Origin of the sequence: Streptomyces regalis (genome assembly GCF_001509475.1) — a bacterium.
Classification (GTDB): Bacteria; Actinomycetota; Actinomycetes; order Streptomycetales; family Streptomycetaceae; genus Streptomyces; species Streptomyces regalis.
In genome coordinates, this window is the sequence record NZ_LLZG01000001.1 from 61,144 (window position 1) to 78,757 (window position 17,614).

Here is a 17,614-nt window from a genome sequence, read left to right on the forward strand (position 1 = left end):
CTTGGAGGACCCGTGGCCAGCCCTGGCGACTGGAATCAAGTTGGGTACGACGGAAACCCTGTCGCCGGGAACCCTGATGTCATCGACGGCGTCACCCGGGAGTTCCGCCAACTCCGGGACCTGGCCGGTGATGTCGACGCCGGGCTCGACAACATGCTGGGCACCGCGTCGGGCGGCGGCTTCGAGGGGCAGACGGCGGACGCCCTGCGCAAGTATGTGAAGGAGTCGCTCAAGACGTTCATGGCGAACGTCAACCGTTCCTTCGACCTCGCGGCCTCGGCCACGGCCAGGTACGCGAACGCCCTGCGGGAGGCCCAGGGCCGGGCCGAGAGCGCCGCGGAGCGAGGCGGCGCGGTGGCCATCCCCCCGGCCGGCCTCGTGGGGAAGGACGCCCCGCCCCCCGCGGAACTCACCGCGGCGAAGAACGACGTCGAGGCCGAGGTCGACTTCATCACCGGCGAGGCCAAGATCCTGGAGGACGCCCTTCGGACGGCGGCCGACATGGTGTCCTCGCCCATCAAGCCGCCGAAGAAGAGCTTCTGGAAGAGGTTCGTCGAGGGGTTCTGGAAGGCGTTGGAGATCCTCACGATCGTGGTCTCGATCGTGGCGATCATCGTCGGCGGCCCACTGGGGCTGCTGGCGTTCGGCCTGGGCGCGGTCCTCTTCTTCAAGGCACTGGCGGACTACGCCCAGGGCAAGACGAGCGCCCTTGCCCTCGGCCTTGCCGTCCTCGGCATCCTCTTCCCGTCGACCAAGGGCCTCACCACGGCCGGCGGACTGATGCGCATGCTCAAGTCCGGCCTCAGTCTCGGCCTGAGGGGCGCCGGCAGGGGCCTCTCCTCGGGCGGCCGCATGCTGCTGCAGGCCGGCAGGCTGCTGATGGCGCCCCGGACGCTGGCCACCCTGACCGGCCAGGGTCTGCTCAAGCTGTCGCAGGCGGGCGGCCGCATGTTCTTCACCGGGATGTCCCGGCTGCCCGGCTTCCTCGCCGGCACGCCCAGGGCCTTCTCGAGCGCGATGCGGATGGCCGGCGGGTTCGCCAGGGGCGCGGTGCGGTGGGGGCGGTTCGCGCTGCGCCGCGACTTCTTCATGGCCACCGGGTTCGTCGGCGGTGGCATGGGCCGACGGCTGGGCGTATACGCGATCACCAACGTGGGCCGGGCCTTCGACTTCGTGGTGTCGGCGCTGCTGCCGCTGCGCTACTCCGAGCTCGCCAGGTTCGGCTTCCGGGGCGCCTTCCGCATGGGCATCCTCGAACGCGGCCTGCTCAGGAAGCCCCCGATCGGCACCACGCTCGGCAGGGGTGCGGGCTCTGTCGCCGGCGACCTGGCCGCGACGACCGGCCGCGGGCTGCTCACCCCCGAAGCCACGAGGCCGCTCGGGGAATCCGGCAAGCTGGTCGTACCCGGCACCCCGGCCTGGGACGACGCGGTCGACGAACTGACCGAGTTCATGCCCCCGCCGACCGCGCTGCCACGCTCGACGAGTGCGAGCTCCCTGCCCCGCGTTCCGGGGATGCCCTCGGGCCGGTTCTCCAGCACCTTCGACGACCTCGTGGAGCCGGTCGCCTTCAGCGACCTGGACGCTCTCGGCTCCCGCTTCGGCCCCTTGCTGCGCAACGGAAGCATCGATGTGGCGGACCTGGGCGCCGGTGGACTGCTGCCCCCGCAGTTCCGCAACGCCCTCAACACCCTCGACGACCTGGACGAGTTGGGCGCGACCGGCACCGGCCCGCGGTCGGTCCTGCTGGAGCAGCCGCAGAGCGCGGTCACCCGGCTGCGCGACCTGGACGCCTTCGCGGGCCTGGACCGCACCGGGGCCGGCCTGCTGAAACCCATGGACGAGCTGGCGGAGCTGGCGCCCTTCAGCATCGACGGCAAGTTCGGCGGCCTGACCACCGTCCAATTGCGCAAGATCCTCGACGGTGAGATCGACCTCGTCGGCATCACCAAGGACGGGGTGATCCTGCGCATCGGCAAGATCGACCCGGTGAACGTCCATGTCGGGCTGAAGGACGAAGTGACGATCCGGGTCATGGACCCCGACGAGCTGGGCACCGGCCCGCTGGTGGGGAAGTTCACCGGACCGGACTCGCCGACGCGCCTCGGCTTCAAGCTCGACGAGCTGGCCCGGCTACTCCCGGACAGCCCCGGCGACATGGGCCGCGCACGGGAGTTGCTGGGGATGGGGCCGCTGAAGACCGACCTCGTCACCAAGCCGGTCACCGCGCAGACGGGTTTCCCCCCGCTCACCCTGCGCGAGATCATCACCGGCGGTGCCGTGGGCAAGACCGGCACCGACCGCTTCCAGGCCTGGGTCCGCGCCCAGAACGCCGCTGTGGACCTGGATACGGCAGGCCAGAAGCTCTCGCAGGTCGCCGAGCTGCCGGACATACCGCCGCTGCGCCGCGCGGAAGCCGAACTGGACCTGAGCGCTGCCGAGTTGAAGTTCAACGAGGCGCGGCTCGACTTCGACCGGCTCGGGACGAACCTCAACACTGTCCGCCAGGACATCACGGTGATGATGGCCCGCCTGGACGGGCCGGCGGCGCACCTGCCCACCGGTGAACTGCGGCTGCTGGACGACCTGGCGCAGCCCACCGGGCGGTGGATCACGATGGAGCCCGGAGAGCAGCTCACCTACGTACTCAGAACGGACGCCGGGATCGTCCCGGACGTCAGGGTGGAGGTGGTCGACGGCCAGTTCACCGTCACCACCCCCGACGGCATCGTCACCAGATTCGGCCCGGACGGCGCGCCTGCAGGCGTCGACGTCCCGGTGCGCGCAGAGGCGCCGGCGGGCCCGTCGATGGTCCATGGCGCCGATCCGGTGCAGGTGGACGTACCGGCCGTGCCGCAGGTCCACTGGCTGGTGCGGCAGGACATGGACTTCGCGAAAACGTCCACTCCCAAGTCCGGTATGAAGACCCACCTGACCGCTGAGGGCCTCGTACCGGTCAAGATCGACGGCACCATCACACCGCTCCAGGCGGTGACGACGGCCAATGCCAAGGCGTTCAAGGCGGACAGTCCGTTCACGGCCTTCTCCCCACCCGGCAGCATCGTCAGGAGTTACGGCGACCAGGAGATCGGACTCGATCTCATCGCCCTCAGGAACGACATCCATGCCGGGGTCGAGAACGTCAGGAACATCGAGATCCTGTCCACCACCAAGGTCCAGGACGAGATCCTCGACGAGATCCGTATCAAGACCGGAGTGCCCGACCTGGACGTCCCGTCGACGTTCACCCACACGACCGGGAACAAGGAGATTCAGGAGTTCCTGGCCAGGAACGGCGTCACCAAGGGAATGGCCACCAAGGTCACCGCCGATATCAAGACCCTGTTGCAGGTGCGCCGGGACAACACCTGGCTGATCAAGGGCGTCATCCCCTCGAACTACTTGAAGGGCCCGTATGCGACGGTCGACTCCCTGAAGAACGTACCGGCCGCACCGAGCACACCACTCACGGCCCCCACGAACGCACTGGAATCGGCGGGCCGCGCCTCCGGATCCGGGCTGCCTCCGGTGGAGGTGCCGAAGCCGGTCCTCAAGTCGGACGACTTCTACATGTCCCACGTCGAGCTCGAGGATTTGCGCGGGGTGAAGCTCGTCCGGCAGGACGACTTCCACATGTTCCAGGAGGACCTCAAGGGGCTGCGCAAGTCGTACTTCGATCCGGACGGCGGCATGATCCCCGCCAACCCGGAAGGAAAGACGACCGCGTTCCAGCATGTCGCCGGCGCGGAGAACGCCACGCGGAAGAGCAACAGCCCCTTCACCTCCTTCGCCGAAATCGGCAACCACAAGGTCTACGGCGACATGGAGTTCACCCTTGACGCCTACAAGCTGGGCGTGGACATCAAGGCCGGACGGCTGCCGGATGTGGGCATCCTCCCGGCCCGGGACCTGCAGCGGCTGATCTCCGACCAGATCGAAAGGGCCATCGGCAAACGCCTGGACTTCACCTCCGAGCTCACCGGGAACAGCTCCCGGCAGGACGTTCTGAACTTCCTCAAGAGCCACGACGTCAATCCGGCCAAGGCCGGCAGGTTCGTCTCGGACGTCCGTGTGCTGCTCAACACGACCCGCGATCAGGAATGGCTGATCAAGGGCACGATTCCCAAGAGCTATCTGGAGGGTCCGTACCCCAGGACGGCAGTCTCCTCCGGCACCGGTGACGCGCTGTCGGTGGGCCCGCTCCCTGGCCTCGACGAGGCCGCCGGCAACCTCCGTCTGTCGGACACGGTCAAGACGGACTTCGAGGTGAAACCCGCCCTCGTCGAGTGGCGCACCCCCGCGGGCACGAACTCCGGCAGCTGGCCGCTGGAACTGCGCATCGGAGAACTGCGGCTGACGGACGAGCTGGGGCTGCCCAACGGTCAGTGGATCACGCTGGAGCCCGGAGAGAACCTCAACTGGGTCGTCAAGACGGACGCCGGGACCGTGGTTCCCGATGCCAGGGTGGACGTGGTCGACGGCGTCTACACCGTCACCACCCCGGACGGCATCACCACCAGGTTCGGCCCGGACGGCAAGGCAGTGCTCGCCGACACGCTGCCGGGGCTGAACCGCTTCGACGCGCCGCAGCCCATGAGCGAGCTGCGCCTGACGGACCCGGGGCAGAACGGCGTCCGCATGGAGTGGCAGAGCGTACCGCGTCCCGGAGGCGGCGCCACGCTCACCGACGCGCTGGGAGACGTACGCCTGCAGTACACCGCCGACCGCGCCCTGGAGTTCCTCGACATGCGGGTTCCGGGCCGGGACGTGTTGCTGCGCTTCGACGCGGCCCCCGAGATGGGCTCGCTGCCGCGGGTGGTCGGTCCGGACGGGGGCCGGCTGACCGGTACCGGTGTGGTGGTCGACCCGGTCAGGGGCGCGTTCGGCGTGGTCACCGGTGTGAGGGTGGGGACGCCGGACGGGGCTTGGACCGCCCGGTTCGACCTCGACGGCACATGGCTGTCCGAGGAAGTGCGGCTGGCCGGCCACGTCGGCGGTGCGCCGGCCGACGCACGGCTGATCACGACGTTCACCCGCGGGCCGGGCGGTGACATGGTGCCAACCCTCCGGTTGGCCGCGCCGGGGGTGGGCGACGGAGCCTTCTCCGTCGTACGGCTGCCCGGTGGTGACGCGGCCGGGCGGCTGCCGGCCGGGGGCTTCGCGGTGACCGACCTGGCGAACGGCGACCGGTTCTTCTTCGACCGCGCCGGCCGGTTCGTGGACCTCCCGGCGGACGCCCCGCCGATACGGCTGGACACGGCCGGGACGACCGTGCCGGACACGAACCTCGGCCCGCTGACGGCCCTCGACGACTTCGGCGGCCCGCTGTCCGAGCGGTTCTCGGTGAACTCCGTCCCCGAGAACAGCCTCCTGGACGGCGTCGCGACCGGCCTCCCGCGGATCGAGCTGTCCGATGCCGACGCGCTGACCGTCGCCCGTCCGGCGGACGTCACGCTGCCCACCGACCTGTCCCTCACCCGCCTGACCCCGTTCCAGGACGTGCTGCTGTCCGGCGTGGGCGACCTGGCCGGGCTGGAGTTCCGGATCGGCGGCGGTACCGCCGCCGACGGCCTGCCCGGTACGTTCCGGCTGGATGTCACACAGGCCACCCCGACACCCCACGGGGCGGGACCGCAGCCGCGGTTCACGGTGGAGCGCCTGGACAGCGGCGCGTTCCGCGTCACCGACCCGGCCGGCACCACCCGCTGGGAGTTCAGCGCCGGGGGCGAGTTCCTCGCCCGAGAGACGGCGCTCGTCGACAACGATCTGGGGCTGCCGTCCGGGCTGTGGTTCAGGACCACGGCCACGACCATGACGGACGGTGTGACCTCCAGGATCGTCGGGCTGGTCGGTCCCCGCGGCGTCACCGATTCGTTCCCGCTCACGGCGATCGACCGGTCGCTTCAGGACCGTCTGCCGGGCGGCTACACCCTGACCGACACGATCACGGGCAGCCGCTTCCACTACGACGCCGACCTCAACCTGACCTTCCGCGATGTCCCGGACCGCGACGGCTCCGGATTCCTGCGCTTCACCGAGGGTGCCCCCGACGTCCCGCCCGTCCGCCTCGACGACCTGGGCGGTTCCTCGGGCCTGGATGACCTCGCCCAGATCTTCGAGCGGACCCTGGACGAGGCATCGGGCGGCACGCATCCGGTGTCCGACGTCACCGGCCTGTCCCTCGGTGCCGAGCTGCGCCTGCCCGGCCTGGACGAATCCGCCGTCCTGCGGCTGTTCGACGCCATGGGACAGCACGGCGACCCGTGGCTCGCCCGGCTGGGCCCGGACGACCTGCCCCATCTCGACCAGCAGGTGATCTGGCGAGCCCCGGACGAGTACTGGACGGCGCTCCTGGACCCGGACGAGTACTGGACGGCGCTCCTGGAGCGGGCACCCGGGATCAGGCTGTCGGGCGCGGACGACCTCGCGGACCTTGAGATACGGCTGGTGCGCGTACCGTCCACCGACACGGCACCGGGCACGTTCCGCCTCGAACTCCTCGACCGCGCCCCAGCGGCGGACGGGACGGTCCGCGGCGCCGACTTCACGGTCGAACAGCTCAGGGGCGGCAGGTTCGCCATCACCGACCCGGCCGGGAACAGGACATGGACCTTCGCCCGGGACGGCTCCTTCCTGGGCCGGGAGACCCTGCTCACCGGGGAGGGACTCCCCTCCGACCTGCGGCTGTCGGTCACCGTCAACGAGGTGGACGGAGCCGTCCAGGTCGATCTGATCCGGCCTGCCGGCTCCATCAGGTCGCTGGAGTTCACCGGCGTGGAGGACGCGCTCGCCGGGCGGCTGCCCGGTGGCTTCACCCTCACCGACACGATCACCGGCAGCCGCTTCCACTTCGACCGGAGCGGGGCCCTCGTCTTCCGCGACCTGCCGGCCCGTGACGGCTCGGGCTTCCTGCGGTTCACCGAGGGGGCACGCGACGCGCAGCCGACCCGGCTGGTCGACCCGGTGTCCGAGCGATTCCCGCTCAACTCCATCCCGGAGGGAGGCCTCCTGGACGAGGGCCTCACCGACATCTCCCAGCTCTTCGAGCGCACCCTGGACGAGGCATCGGGCATCCGGGCCCTGCCCGAGAACGCGCCGGCGGCGGACCTGTCGTCCATCGCCGGAGCCATGGAGTTCCTGCATGCCGCACCCGACGCCCATGCCCTCCAGAACCTGGACCTCCTCCATGTGCGGCAGCTCGCGGACGACGCCACCGACTTGCTGAACAGGTTCCCCGGGCTGAGGCCCGAACTCCTCCAGGACCAGCTCCGCCACATGACCGCGCAGGCCCACGAGGGGATCCGGCAGGGCGCCGCCACCGTCATGCGGGAGTACCTGAACCTGCCCCTGGCGACGCGGCTGGAGGACCTGCAGGGCGGCGGCAGCCGCGTCTTCGGCGACTTCACCGTCACGCCGACGCTGCACGGCGGCCCGGGCGGCAGCCGCTTCACCGTCACGCACACACCGACGGACCTGACTACGGGCTTCGGCCCGAATCGCGAGCTGCTCTATCAGGAGGTGTTCCTCAGGGGCGGCCCCGCCGAGCTCGACGGGACCAAGCTCGGGCTCACCGGCCGCACGGCCCAGGGCGGTTGGACCCCCGACTCCTTCCAGTTCGTGGGCACACACGTGGCCGACGACGCGTTCACCGTCACGCGTCTCGACCCGAGCCTCCCGACCGACGTGCGCGGCGGCTTCACCCTCACCGACGCCGCCGGCACGACGAAGTGGCACTACGGCCCCGAGGGCACGCTCGCCCTGAGGGACGTCCAACTCGTCGGCGACCGGGGCGTGTTCCGGTTCGAGGCGGGCGCTCCGGACGGGGTGCCCCAGGTCCTGGACACGGCGGGCCATCCGTCCCTGACCCTGCGCGCGGAGCGGCTCGACGACGGCCGGATCGCATTGATCCACACCGGACCGGGGACCCCGGCCCTGGAGCGGACCGTCTTCGACGCGAGCGGCGGCAGGCTGCTGGAGGAGACCGTCGCCATCCGCGGCAAGGGCGGTAAACCCACCGGCTCGTACTGGAACATCGACCACGTCACCGGCAAGGGCGTCCGCGTCAACGGCGACAACACCCCGTTCACCGGCCGCTTCGACACCGCCACGCTGGAGACGTCCCCCACCGGACAGTTCAAGCTGACCGGCAAGGAGCCCGGCAAAATCACCCTGTTCGAGCGCGAGGTCCTCAAGAACGGCAACACCCTGCACATCGCCCGGGACCGCTTCGGCCACGCCCGCTGGACCGAGTTCGACAGCGCGGGCACCCGGGTCCGGGGCGGCGAGCGCATCGGGGACCCCGACCAGCGCACCTACCACGACGTGCCGGACGGTTCCTGGCGCCTGCTCAACACCTCCGACGTGCGCACCTACCACAAGGCCATCGACGGCGGCCTCGTGCGCGCCGAGAAGGGCGTGGACGGGCACTGGACCTGGACGCGGTTCGACAAGGAGGGCGCCGAGGCGCTGTCCGGCACCCGGCACTGGAGCGCCAACCACGTCGGCTTCAGGGACACCTTCGTCGACCCCGCGACCGGACTGGAGACGGTGGCCCAACGGCGCGCCCAGACCTGGCCGTTCGGCGGGCTGCACGGCTCCCGGATGTACCAGGAGCACTCGCTGCTGCCCGGTCACGCTCCCGCCGGAACACGCATCGACACCGACACGTACGTCGGTCAGGGCCCGGCGAACGCGCAGATCGAGAGCCTGGAGACGCTGGCCGACGGCGGCAGCCTGCTCGTCAAGCGGTTCGCCGACCAGCGTCCGCCCGCGTTCATGTGGAAGTCCGCGGCCGGCCGCAGCCCGTTCGACGGCTTCTTCCGCGACCTGTTCGCGGGCGACTCCCTGAACCGCGTCAGCCACTGGACCCAGACCGCCGCCGACGGCACCACGGTGACCGGCGTCCGGCTCAACCCCTCCGGCTCCAACTGGGTCGACATCGACCAGTTCGGCCGGGTCGTGCGAGAGACCCGCAAGCTCGACGACGGCAGCGTCATCGAGATCGGGCGCAGCGCCGACGACCCCACGCGCTGGGCGCAGCTTCCCGAGTACCGCCGGGGAGAGGCGTACGAACTGCACTGGCGGGACACGACGAACGAGCTGACCGGCACCCGGCACGTGGACAGCTCCGGGCAGTGGCGGGACATCTTCACCGACGGCGAGGGCGTCGAACGCGTCCGGCTGCGCAGTGAGGGCACCGGGACGCGCGAGTACCTCTTCGAGGCCCCGGCCGTCACGGACCTCGCCGGCCACGAGCGGGCCGGCATCTGGGTCGACAAGAACTCGCTGCTGCACGTCACCGGCCGGCGCGACCGGATGGGCGACGTGTTCGTGGAGTCGTCCGGCAGCCCCTACCGCACCAGCTGGACATGGAAGACGTACGACTCCGCCAATCCGGCCACCGTGCTCGACGAGGGCGTCCGCAAGCAGAACCGCGGCTCCCTCTACTCACGGACCTGGGACGACTCGTTCGTCGACCTCGACCGGCTGGGCAACGTGGTCCGGGAGCGCAACGCGACCGACGCCGCCGCCTCCTGGGTCGACGCGATGAGGCAGCCCGACGGCACCTTCAAGTGGACGAAGACCGCCGCCGACGGCACGGTCCACTCCGAAGGCGTCCGGGTCTACGACGACGTCGCCAAGGGCCGCTGGCGGGACCTGATCGACGACCAGGTGGTCCGGAGCAGGGACGGCGGCCGGGTCCGCGAGTACGCGTACGAGATCGTCGCCCCGGAGCCGCCCGCGGCACCCCCGGCCCCGCTCACCACGGGGACGCTGAGCGACCTGCTCGCCCACTCCGCGCGCCACTTCGAGACGCCGAGCACGGTTCGCGTGGACCGGGAGGTCTGGAAGGAGTACGACCTCGGCAAGGTCTTCCGCGAGCGCGTCAAGGTGGACGGCGATCCCGTCCGCTACCGCGAGGTCGACAAGCAGTGGGGCCAGTGGCGGGAGTACCAGAACGGCCACCTTGTCGAGCAGCGCGTCTTCGACGGACGGATCTACAAGACCGACGCCTTCGGCCGGCTGAGCATGTCGGGCCCGGCCGTGATCCCCCATTACCTGGCCGGCGTCCTGCCCAAGGTCGGCGGTGATGTCGGCCTGCCCGGCGACCGCGGCTGGCAGCTGATCGGCCGGGAGTTCGACTACCGCGGCGCCGACATCGAGGTCCTGGGCTATCTGCGAGAGGTCCAGGACCCGTGGCACGGTCTGTTCCGGGGCGTCAGGAACGGCGAGTCCGTCGAGATGCCCATGTGGCAGCGCGAACTCCGCAGCTTCCTGACCACGTTCAGCACCGGCTTCGTCACGGACTTCACCGCCAGCCTGCTGATCACCGAGCTCACCAACAACGGCAACCTCAAGGTGGAGGATGTCTTCAAGGCACTGCTCACCGGCGGAGTCGGCGGCACTTTCAGCGGCGGCCTCAACACGCTGTACAACCAGACCCGGCTCGGCTACTTCAAGACCACCATGGGCGCGCGCGACTGGGGCGCGCACCCCAAGCAGTCGATGCAGGGCAACACCGACGACTGGGTCACCGACTGGGCCGCCTTCGAAAAGCCCACCCGCTGGCGCAGCGCCACCTACGCCAACACCGTGGGTCTCGCCACCGGCGCGCTCAGCGGGTTCGTCAGCAACGCGATCAGCGCCGCGGTGTTCGGGGTCAACGGCAACGAGGTCAAGGGCACGGACGCGCTGCTGGCCGGCGGGTGGGGAGCTGCGGGCTCCCTGTTCAGCGGCGTGACCACGGGTCTGGCGCGGAACGCCTGGCACCTGACCACCGGCTCCCGGGTCTTCCACAAGGGCGGCCTCGGCGAACTCGGCATGAACTGGGCCGAGTCCGCGCTGTCCCGGTACCTCACCTTCCAGATCACCCAGGCGGACAAGGACAACGGCAACAACCTGCCCAGCCCCGGCCGGGCGTTTCCGACCCCGCCACCGCAGCCACCACGGGAGCAGCAACCCGCCGCTCTCACCGAGGGATTGGAGCTCCCGTGACCGCCACCGGCACCGGCACCGTGCACCGGGTCGCCCCCAAGGGCCGCGGCGCCCACCGCAGCATCACCTCCGCCGTACGCGCCGCGGCCGAGGGCGACGAGATCCGTATCGCTCCCGGCGACTATGTCGAGGTGCTGGTCCTGGACCGTGCGGTGAGCCTGCTGCCGGAGGAAGGGCCGGACCATGCCGTACGACTGCTGGCGGCGGACCCCGCCCGACCGGTCCTGGAGATCACCGCCCCCGGCGTCCGCGTCGACGGCATCGCGCTGACCGGCCAGGACCCGGCGCTGCCTGCCGTATTGGTGGCCGCCGGCGGCCTGGAACTGGACGGCTGTGAGATCTCCGGCGGCCGGCTGGAGGCGGGCGGCGATGCCTCGCTGACCCTGCGCGGCTGCCGGATCTTCCGTGCCGCCCTGGCCGGGGTGCACGCGAACACCACCGGTCCGACCGAGCTGATCGACACGGTGGTCGAGGACATCGACGGCACGGGTGTCGTCCTCGGCTCCGCCACGGCCGCGGAGGCCACAGGGCTGACGGTCCGCCAGGTCACGGGCTCCGGAGTCCGCGTACGGGGACGGGCCGGGGCCGTGCTCCGTGACTGTCGTATCACCGCCCCGGGCCGCAGCGGACTGCTGGTGGAGGACGACGCGACGGTGACCGCGCTGGAGTGCCAGGTGGAGGAGACGGGCGGGGAAGGCGTCCGGGTCCTGGGGAGCTCCCCGCGCCCCGGGGAGGCCCTGGAACGCCCGGCGGGCACAGAGGGCGGAGTGGTGCTCGCCGACTGCCGGATACAAGGCACCGGCGCGGACGGAGTGGCCGTCTCGGGCGCCGGGGACGTGCTCCTGCTGAACTGCCGCCTGCGGGACGGCTCCGGCCCCGGGGTGACCGCCGACGACGACAGCAGGGCCGTACTGGTCGACTGCCAGGTGGACCGGCCGCACGGCTCGTGCCTGGTGGCCCGGGGCAACGCCCGGCTGTCCGCGGCGGGCACCTCGGTGCACGGCAGCCGGGCCAACGGGCTGCTGGCGGGCGGCCGTTCGCAGGTGAGCCTGGCATCGAGCGATGTGCAGGACTGCGGCTTCAGCGCCGTGCACGCCTGCGACGACTCCCGGCTGTCGCTCACCGCCTGCCGCATCGGCTCCACCCCCGAGCACGGCGTCCGGGCCACCGACCGGGCCGAGCTCACCGTCGAGGGCGTCCGCATCAGCGACTGCGGGCTGTCGGGACTGCAGATCGACGCCGCGGCCGGTGCGCGGGTGCGCGGGCTGTCCGTGCTGCGCGGCCGGACCGGGATCAACGCCGAGTCCACCGGCACGGTCGTCCTGGAGGAGTGCGACGTCACGGAGGCCGAACGCGCCGGCATCACCTGCGGAACCGGCACGTCGGCCGTGCTGCGGGACTGCCGGATCAGCGGCACCGGCACCGCGGGCCTGGTGATCGGGGAGCGCGCGACCCCCAACATCGAGGACTGCACGGTGCGCGACGCGACCGGCTCCGGACTGGTCCTCGGCCCCTCGGCCGAACCGCGCGTCCGGGCCGTCACCGTGGCCCGCACCGGCAAGAACAGCCTGTTCGTCGGCGAGAAGGCGCGCGGCACCTTCGAAGAGTGCGTCTTCGCCGGCGCCGGCAACGACGGCGAGGCGTTCCCGGCCGTCCACATGGCGGCGGGCAGCGCGCCCGTGCTGCGCGGCTGTGTGGTGCGGGATGCCGAGGAGGACGTCGCCGCGGAGAAGGGAGCCCGTCCGGTGTTCGACGACTGCGTCTCACGCAACGTGACCCACCCCGCCCTGCCGACCGGCCGCGCCGAGGCGCTGCCGTCCACCGCGGGCGGGGACACGGCCGCGGCGACCAGCGCGCGGGAGACCGACGCCCCCGCCGAGGACACCCTGGAGGACCTGCTCGCCGAACTCGACGGACTGGCAGGCCTGGAGCGGGTCAAGAACGACGTGTCGTCCCTGGTCAAACTGATGCAGACCGTGCGCCGCCGCGAGGACATGGGCCTCGCCGCGCCCCCGCTCAGCCGCCACCTCGTCTTCACCGGCAACCCCGGCACCGGCAAGACCACCATCGCCCGCCTCTACGGCCGTATCCTCGCCGCCGTCGGCCTCCTCGACCGCGGCCACCTGGTCGAGGCCGACCGCTCCGCCCTGGTCGGCGAGTACGTCGGCCACACCGGCCCCAAGACCACGCGCGTCTTCGAACAGGCCCGGGGCGGTGTCCTCTTCATCGACGAGGCCTACTCCCTCACCCAGTACGCCGGCACCAACGACTTCGGGCAGGAAGCCATCGCCACCCTGCTGAAGCTGATGGAGGACCACCGCGACGACGTGGTGGTGATCGTGGCCGGATACCCACGGGAGATGGAGGTCTTCGTCCGCTCCAACCCCGGTCTGGCCTCGCGCTTCAACCGCACGCTGCTCTTCGAGGACTACGGCTCCGCCGAACTGGTCAGCATCGTGGAGCACCAGGCCGCACAACACCAGTACGAGCTCACGCCGACCGCCCGCGAGGCCCTGACCGCCCACTTCGACACGCTGCCCCGGGAGCGCGGATTCGGCAACGGCCGCGCGGCCCGCCAGCTGTTCCAGGCGATGACGGAGCGTCAGGCCTACCGCGTCGCAGAGCTGTCCGACGTCTCCGAGTCCGACCTGATGACCCTGACTCCGGACGACCTGCCGTAGGCGCAGGCCCGCTTTACCCGCCCCGGTCAACCTCACTCCTCGTTAAGGACCCGATTCATGCCGCAGAGTCCCGCTCGCCCCGACCGCTCGGACGGCGAGTTCGCTGATCTGTTCGCCCGGAAGGCCCGCACGCCGCTGAGGGGTTTCCTGCCCGGCCGCCGGGTCTGGAGCGCGGTCGGCGGCTCCGCGGCCGCGGTCCTGGTGATCGCCGGGTCCGCCTCGGTGGTCTCCGCCATCGACTGGAGCGCCGGCGACTCCGACAAGGTGACCACCGCGGCCGACAAGAAGGTTCCCGAGGCGAAGACACCTGCCGATGACGCCGAGAAGCCGACGGTCGTGCCGTCCCCGAAGGCGGAGGACAGCGGCAAGAAGAACCCCGAGATCGTCTATGTGCCCGTGCAGGGCGGAGGCGGAGCGGGCGGTGCAGGGGCCGCGCCCACTGTGAAGTCCGACTCGGGGGACACCTCGGGCGGCGGCAGCGGCAGCCAGGAGGAAGAGACCTCCTCCTCGACGGACCGCGGCACCCAGTCGGCCACGACGACCGGCTACCTGTGGTCGGACGGCAGCGTGGACTCCGACACCAACGACTACTGGGACCAGAGCACCGTCACCGTCAAGTCCACCAAGCCCCTCACCTCGCTCAAGGTGGTCGTGAAGATCATCCAGACCGGCGGTGTGTCGAGCACCGGGACGTGGAGCTCCCTCGGGGACAAGATCTCGGTGGCCACCGGGGGAAACAGCGGCGAGCTGGACTACGTGGTGACGCTGAAGTCCGGAAACACGCTGGAGCCCGGCACCTACGTGTTCAAGTTCCAGTACAACCACAACCAGGGCAGGCGTGACGCGGGCGGCGACCGCTACAACGTCACGGCCACGTCGACCGATTCGGCCACCGAGTTCCGCAAGGGCGCTTTCTGAGCCGAAGGCTGCGGCCGGGCCGCCCGCCTGGAGGTTCACAGGTGAGGGGCGTTGTGGGTGTTGCGTGTGGAAACGCGGCAGGGATCTTCCGCAACGCGCGCAGGCCGTGCACAGTCAGGAGCCGCCATGCATCGGGGCATGGCACGTCGTCGGGAGGACAGTCGATGGCAGCTCACCACCGTCCCCAGCGGCCGGAGACCCCATCAGCCGCCGCCCCGGACGGCATCGGCCGGCGCAGATTCCTGGGGTACGTGGTGGCCGCCTCGACGCTGACCGTGGCTGCCCCACTCGGTGAGGCGGCCCTGGCGCCCACCGAGGCGGCCGCGGCGGTCCCTTCCGTACCGGGCCCGGCCGAGATCTACGACCTCAACGACATGCTCACCCACGCCGCGCTGCCCACGGCGAACCTGATCACCATCCGCCTCGACACCGACGGCACGGCCTCCTTCGCCCTGCCCCGGGCCGAGGTCGGCCAGGGCATCACCACCTCCAGCGCCATGCTCATCGCCGAGGAGCTGGACCTGCCGCTGGAGAAGATCCGCGTCACCCTCGCCGACGCCCGCCCCGAGCTGCTGTTCAACCAGATCACCGGCGGTTCGAACACCACCATCTCCACCTTCACCCCGATCCGCGTCGCCGCCGCCGTGGCCCGCGGTCGGCTGCTCAGGGCCGCCGCGCTGGAACTGGGGGAGGCCCTCGACACCCTGACCGCGAAGGCGGGGGTCATCACCTCGACGGTGACCGGCAAGAGCCTCACCTACGGCGAACTCGCCGAGAAGGCCGCCTCGGTGGCCACCGGCCAGGTCTCCGTGACCCTGAAGGAGCCCGCCGACTTCAAGGTCATCGGCACCGGGCGGCGGCGCATTGACGCGCTGGCGGCGGTCACCGGCCGCAAGAAGTTCGCCATGGACGTGCATGTCCCGGGCGCGCTGCCGACGATGGTGTGCCGACCGCCGACGATCAACGGCACCGTCCACTCGGTCGGGAACCTCGACGACGTACGGGCCATGCCTGGCATCACCGACGTCGTACGCATTTCCACCGGCGTCGCCGTGCGCGGCCGCACCTTCGGCCAATGCATCGACGCGGTACGCGCGCTGGAGGTCACCTGGGAGCCGGGAACAGCGGAGAACGCCTCCGACGACTCCATCCGCACCGAACTCCGCAAGGCCGAACTCCCGCTCCCCGGACTGGACTTGCTGACCAAGTCCGTCGACGCCCGCTTCACCTTCCACTTCGCCAGCAACAGCGCCCTGGAGACCAACTGCGCCGTCGCCGACGTGCGCGAGGACTCGGCCGAGATCTGGGCGAGCCTGAAGTCGCCGATCACCGCCCAGGAGGACATCGCGCGAAAGCTCGGGCTGCCGGTCACCGCGGTCAAGGTCCATGTGACCGAGGGCGGCGGCTCCTTCGGCCGCAAGCTCTTCTACGACGCCGCCGCCGAGGCCGCCGAGATCTCGCGGGCGATGGGCAAGCCGGTGAAGCTGATGTGGCACCGCACCGACGACTTCCGTCAGGGCCGCACCCACCCCATGTCCACCTCCCGGGTGCGCGCCACCTACGCGCTCGGCCAGGTGCTCACCTACGACCAGCGCCACACCTCCGTGGCCACCGACTTCGGCCACGGCGTCGGCGAGATCATCACGGCCGAGGCCGCCCGGCTGCCCGTCGGCGACCTCACCTTCTCCGAGACGATCTTCACGCTCACCCAGCAGACTCCGTACAACTTCGGCGTCGTCACCCAACTCCTCAGCGAGACCGACAAGGGCTTCAACACCGGCTCCATGCGCAACATCTACTCGCCCAACGTGCGGTGCGCGCAGGAGCTGGTGGTGGACGAGCTGGCCAAGCGCATGGGCAAGGACCCCTACCGGTTCCGCCGCGCCTTCCTCAAGGACGAGCGCGCTCGGGCCGTCCTGGACAAGGTCGCCGAGGTGGGGGAGTGGGGTCGCAGCATGCCGGCGGGGACGGCGCAGGGCATCGCGATCCATCCCGAGTACCACGCGTACGTCGCCGTCCTCGCGGAGATCGACTGCCGCCCGGAGACCACCGGTCGGGAGATTCCCGACGCGTACACCGGGCCGCGTGTGACCAAGGTCGTCTGCGCCGTGGACGTGGGGCTGGCCGTCAACCCCCGCGGCCTCCAGGCCCAGATGATGGGCGGCATCATGGACGGCATCGCGATCACCCTCAGCTCCGGGCTGCACCTCGCAGGCGGGCACTTCCTGGAAGGCAGTTGGGACAACTACTTCTACACCCGCCAGTGGAACACCCCACCGGAACTGGAGATCGTCGTCATGCCGCCGACGACGGAAACCCCCGGCGGCGCGGGGGAGTTGGCCGTGGCCGGCGCGATGGCGGCCGTGGCCTGCGCCTACGGACGCGCGACGGGCACGATGCCGACGACGTTCCCCCTCAACCACGGCGAACCGCTCGGCTTCGAGCCACTGCCCACCAGCCCGCCGATCCCCGCGTCCCCGACCGACGGCCTGAGCCGCGCCTTCTAGGAGCCACCGTGCCCGAACACACCTTCATCCTCAACGGCGAGCCCGTCACCGTGGACATCGAGGACGACGTACGGCTGCTGTGGGTGCTCCGGGACGTCCTGGGCGTCACCGGACCGAAGTACGGCTGCGGCCTCGGCGTGTGCCAGGCCTGCACCAGCCACATCAACGGCAAGGCGTTCAACCCCTGTTCGGTCCCCGTGAAGGACCTGCGCCCCACCGACGAGGTCACCACCATCGAGGGCCTGCCCGCCACGGTCGGCAAGGAGCTCCACCCCATGCAGGAGGCCTGGCTGGAGCACGACGTCGCCCAGTGCGGCTACTGCCAGCCCGGCCAGATCATGACCGCCGTCGCCAAGGTCCGCCAGGCCCGCGAGGAGGGCCGCGAGATCAGCGAGGCCGACCTCGACGAGATCCGCAACGTCTGCCGCTGCGGGACGTACCACCGCATCCGGGAGGCCATCGTGGCGGGCGCGGAGAAGTACTGAACACGCCCCATGGGTGTGCTGTGGTGTC

The 17,614-nt window shown here is 70.8% G+C and carries 5 protein-coding genes; all 5 read left to right on the plus strand.

Annotation, left to right across the window (positions count from 1 at the left end; translation table 11 throughout):
* The first annotated feature begins 12 nt into the window (after nucleotides 1-12).
* The 5 genes from ADL12_RS00240 to ADL12_RS00260 all read left to right on the plus strand — a co-directional run bounded on the left by ADL12_RS00240 (nucleotide 13) and on the right by ADL12_RS00260 (nucleotide 17,586).
* Nucleotides 13-10,995, plus strand: coding sequence for a hypothetical protein (locus ADL12_RS00240; RefSeq protein ID WP_062697116.1), 10,983 nt, complete (start codon nucleotides 13-15; stop codon nucleotides 10,993-10,995).
* Nucleotides 10,992-13,676: a right-handed parallel beta-helix repeat-containing protein gene (locus ADL12_RS00245; protein ID WP_062697118.1), complete on the plus strand. Its 2,685-nt coding sequence runs from the start codon at nucleotides 10,992-10,994 to the stop codon at nucleotides 13,674-13,676. The genes ADL12_RS00240 and ADL12_RS00245 overlap by 4 nt, the downstream gene beginning before the upstream one ends.
* Nucleotides 13,677-13,733: 57 nt before the next feature.
* Nucleotides 13,734-14,594 carry a hypothetical protein gene (locus ADL12_RS00250; RefSeq protein ID WP_062697120.1) on the plus strand — a complete coding sequence of 287 codons (861 nt, stop codon included), beginning with the start codon at nucleotides 13,734-13,736 and terminating at the stop codon, nucleotides 14,592-14,594.
* A 164-nt stretch (nucleotides 14,595-14,758) separates the two neighbouring features.
* Nucleotides 14,759-17,101, plus strand: a complete 2,343-nt coding sequence (locus ADL12_RS00255; protein WP_062697122.1) for a molybdopterin cofactor-binding domain-containing protein — start codon at nucleotides 14,759-14,761, stop codon at nucleotides 17,099-17,101.
* A gap of 8 nt (nucleotides 17,102-17,109) precedes the next feature.
* On the plus strand, nucleotides 17,110-17,586 hold the full coding sequence (locus tag ADL12_RS00260) for a (2Fe-2S)-binding protein (RefSeq protein WP_062697125.1): 477 nt from the start codon (nucleotides 17,110-17,112) through the stop codon (nucleotides 17,584-17,586).
* Nucleotides 17,587-17,614: the final 28 nt, after the last annotated feature.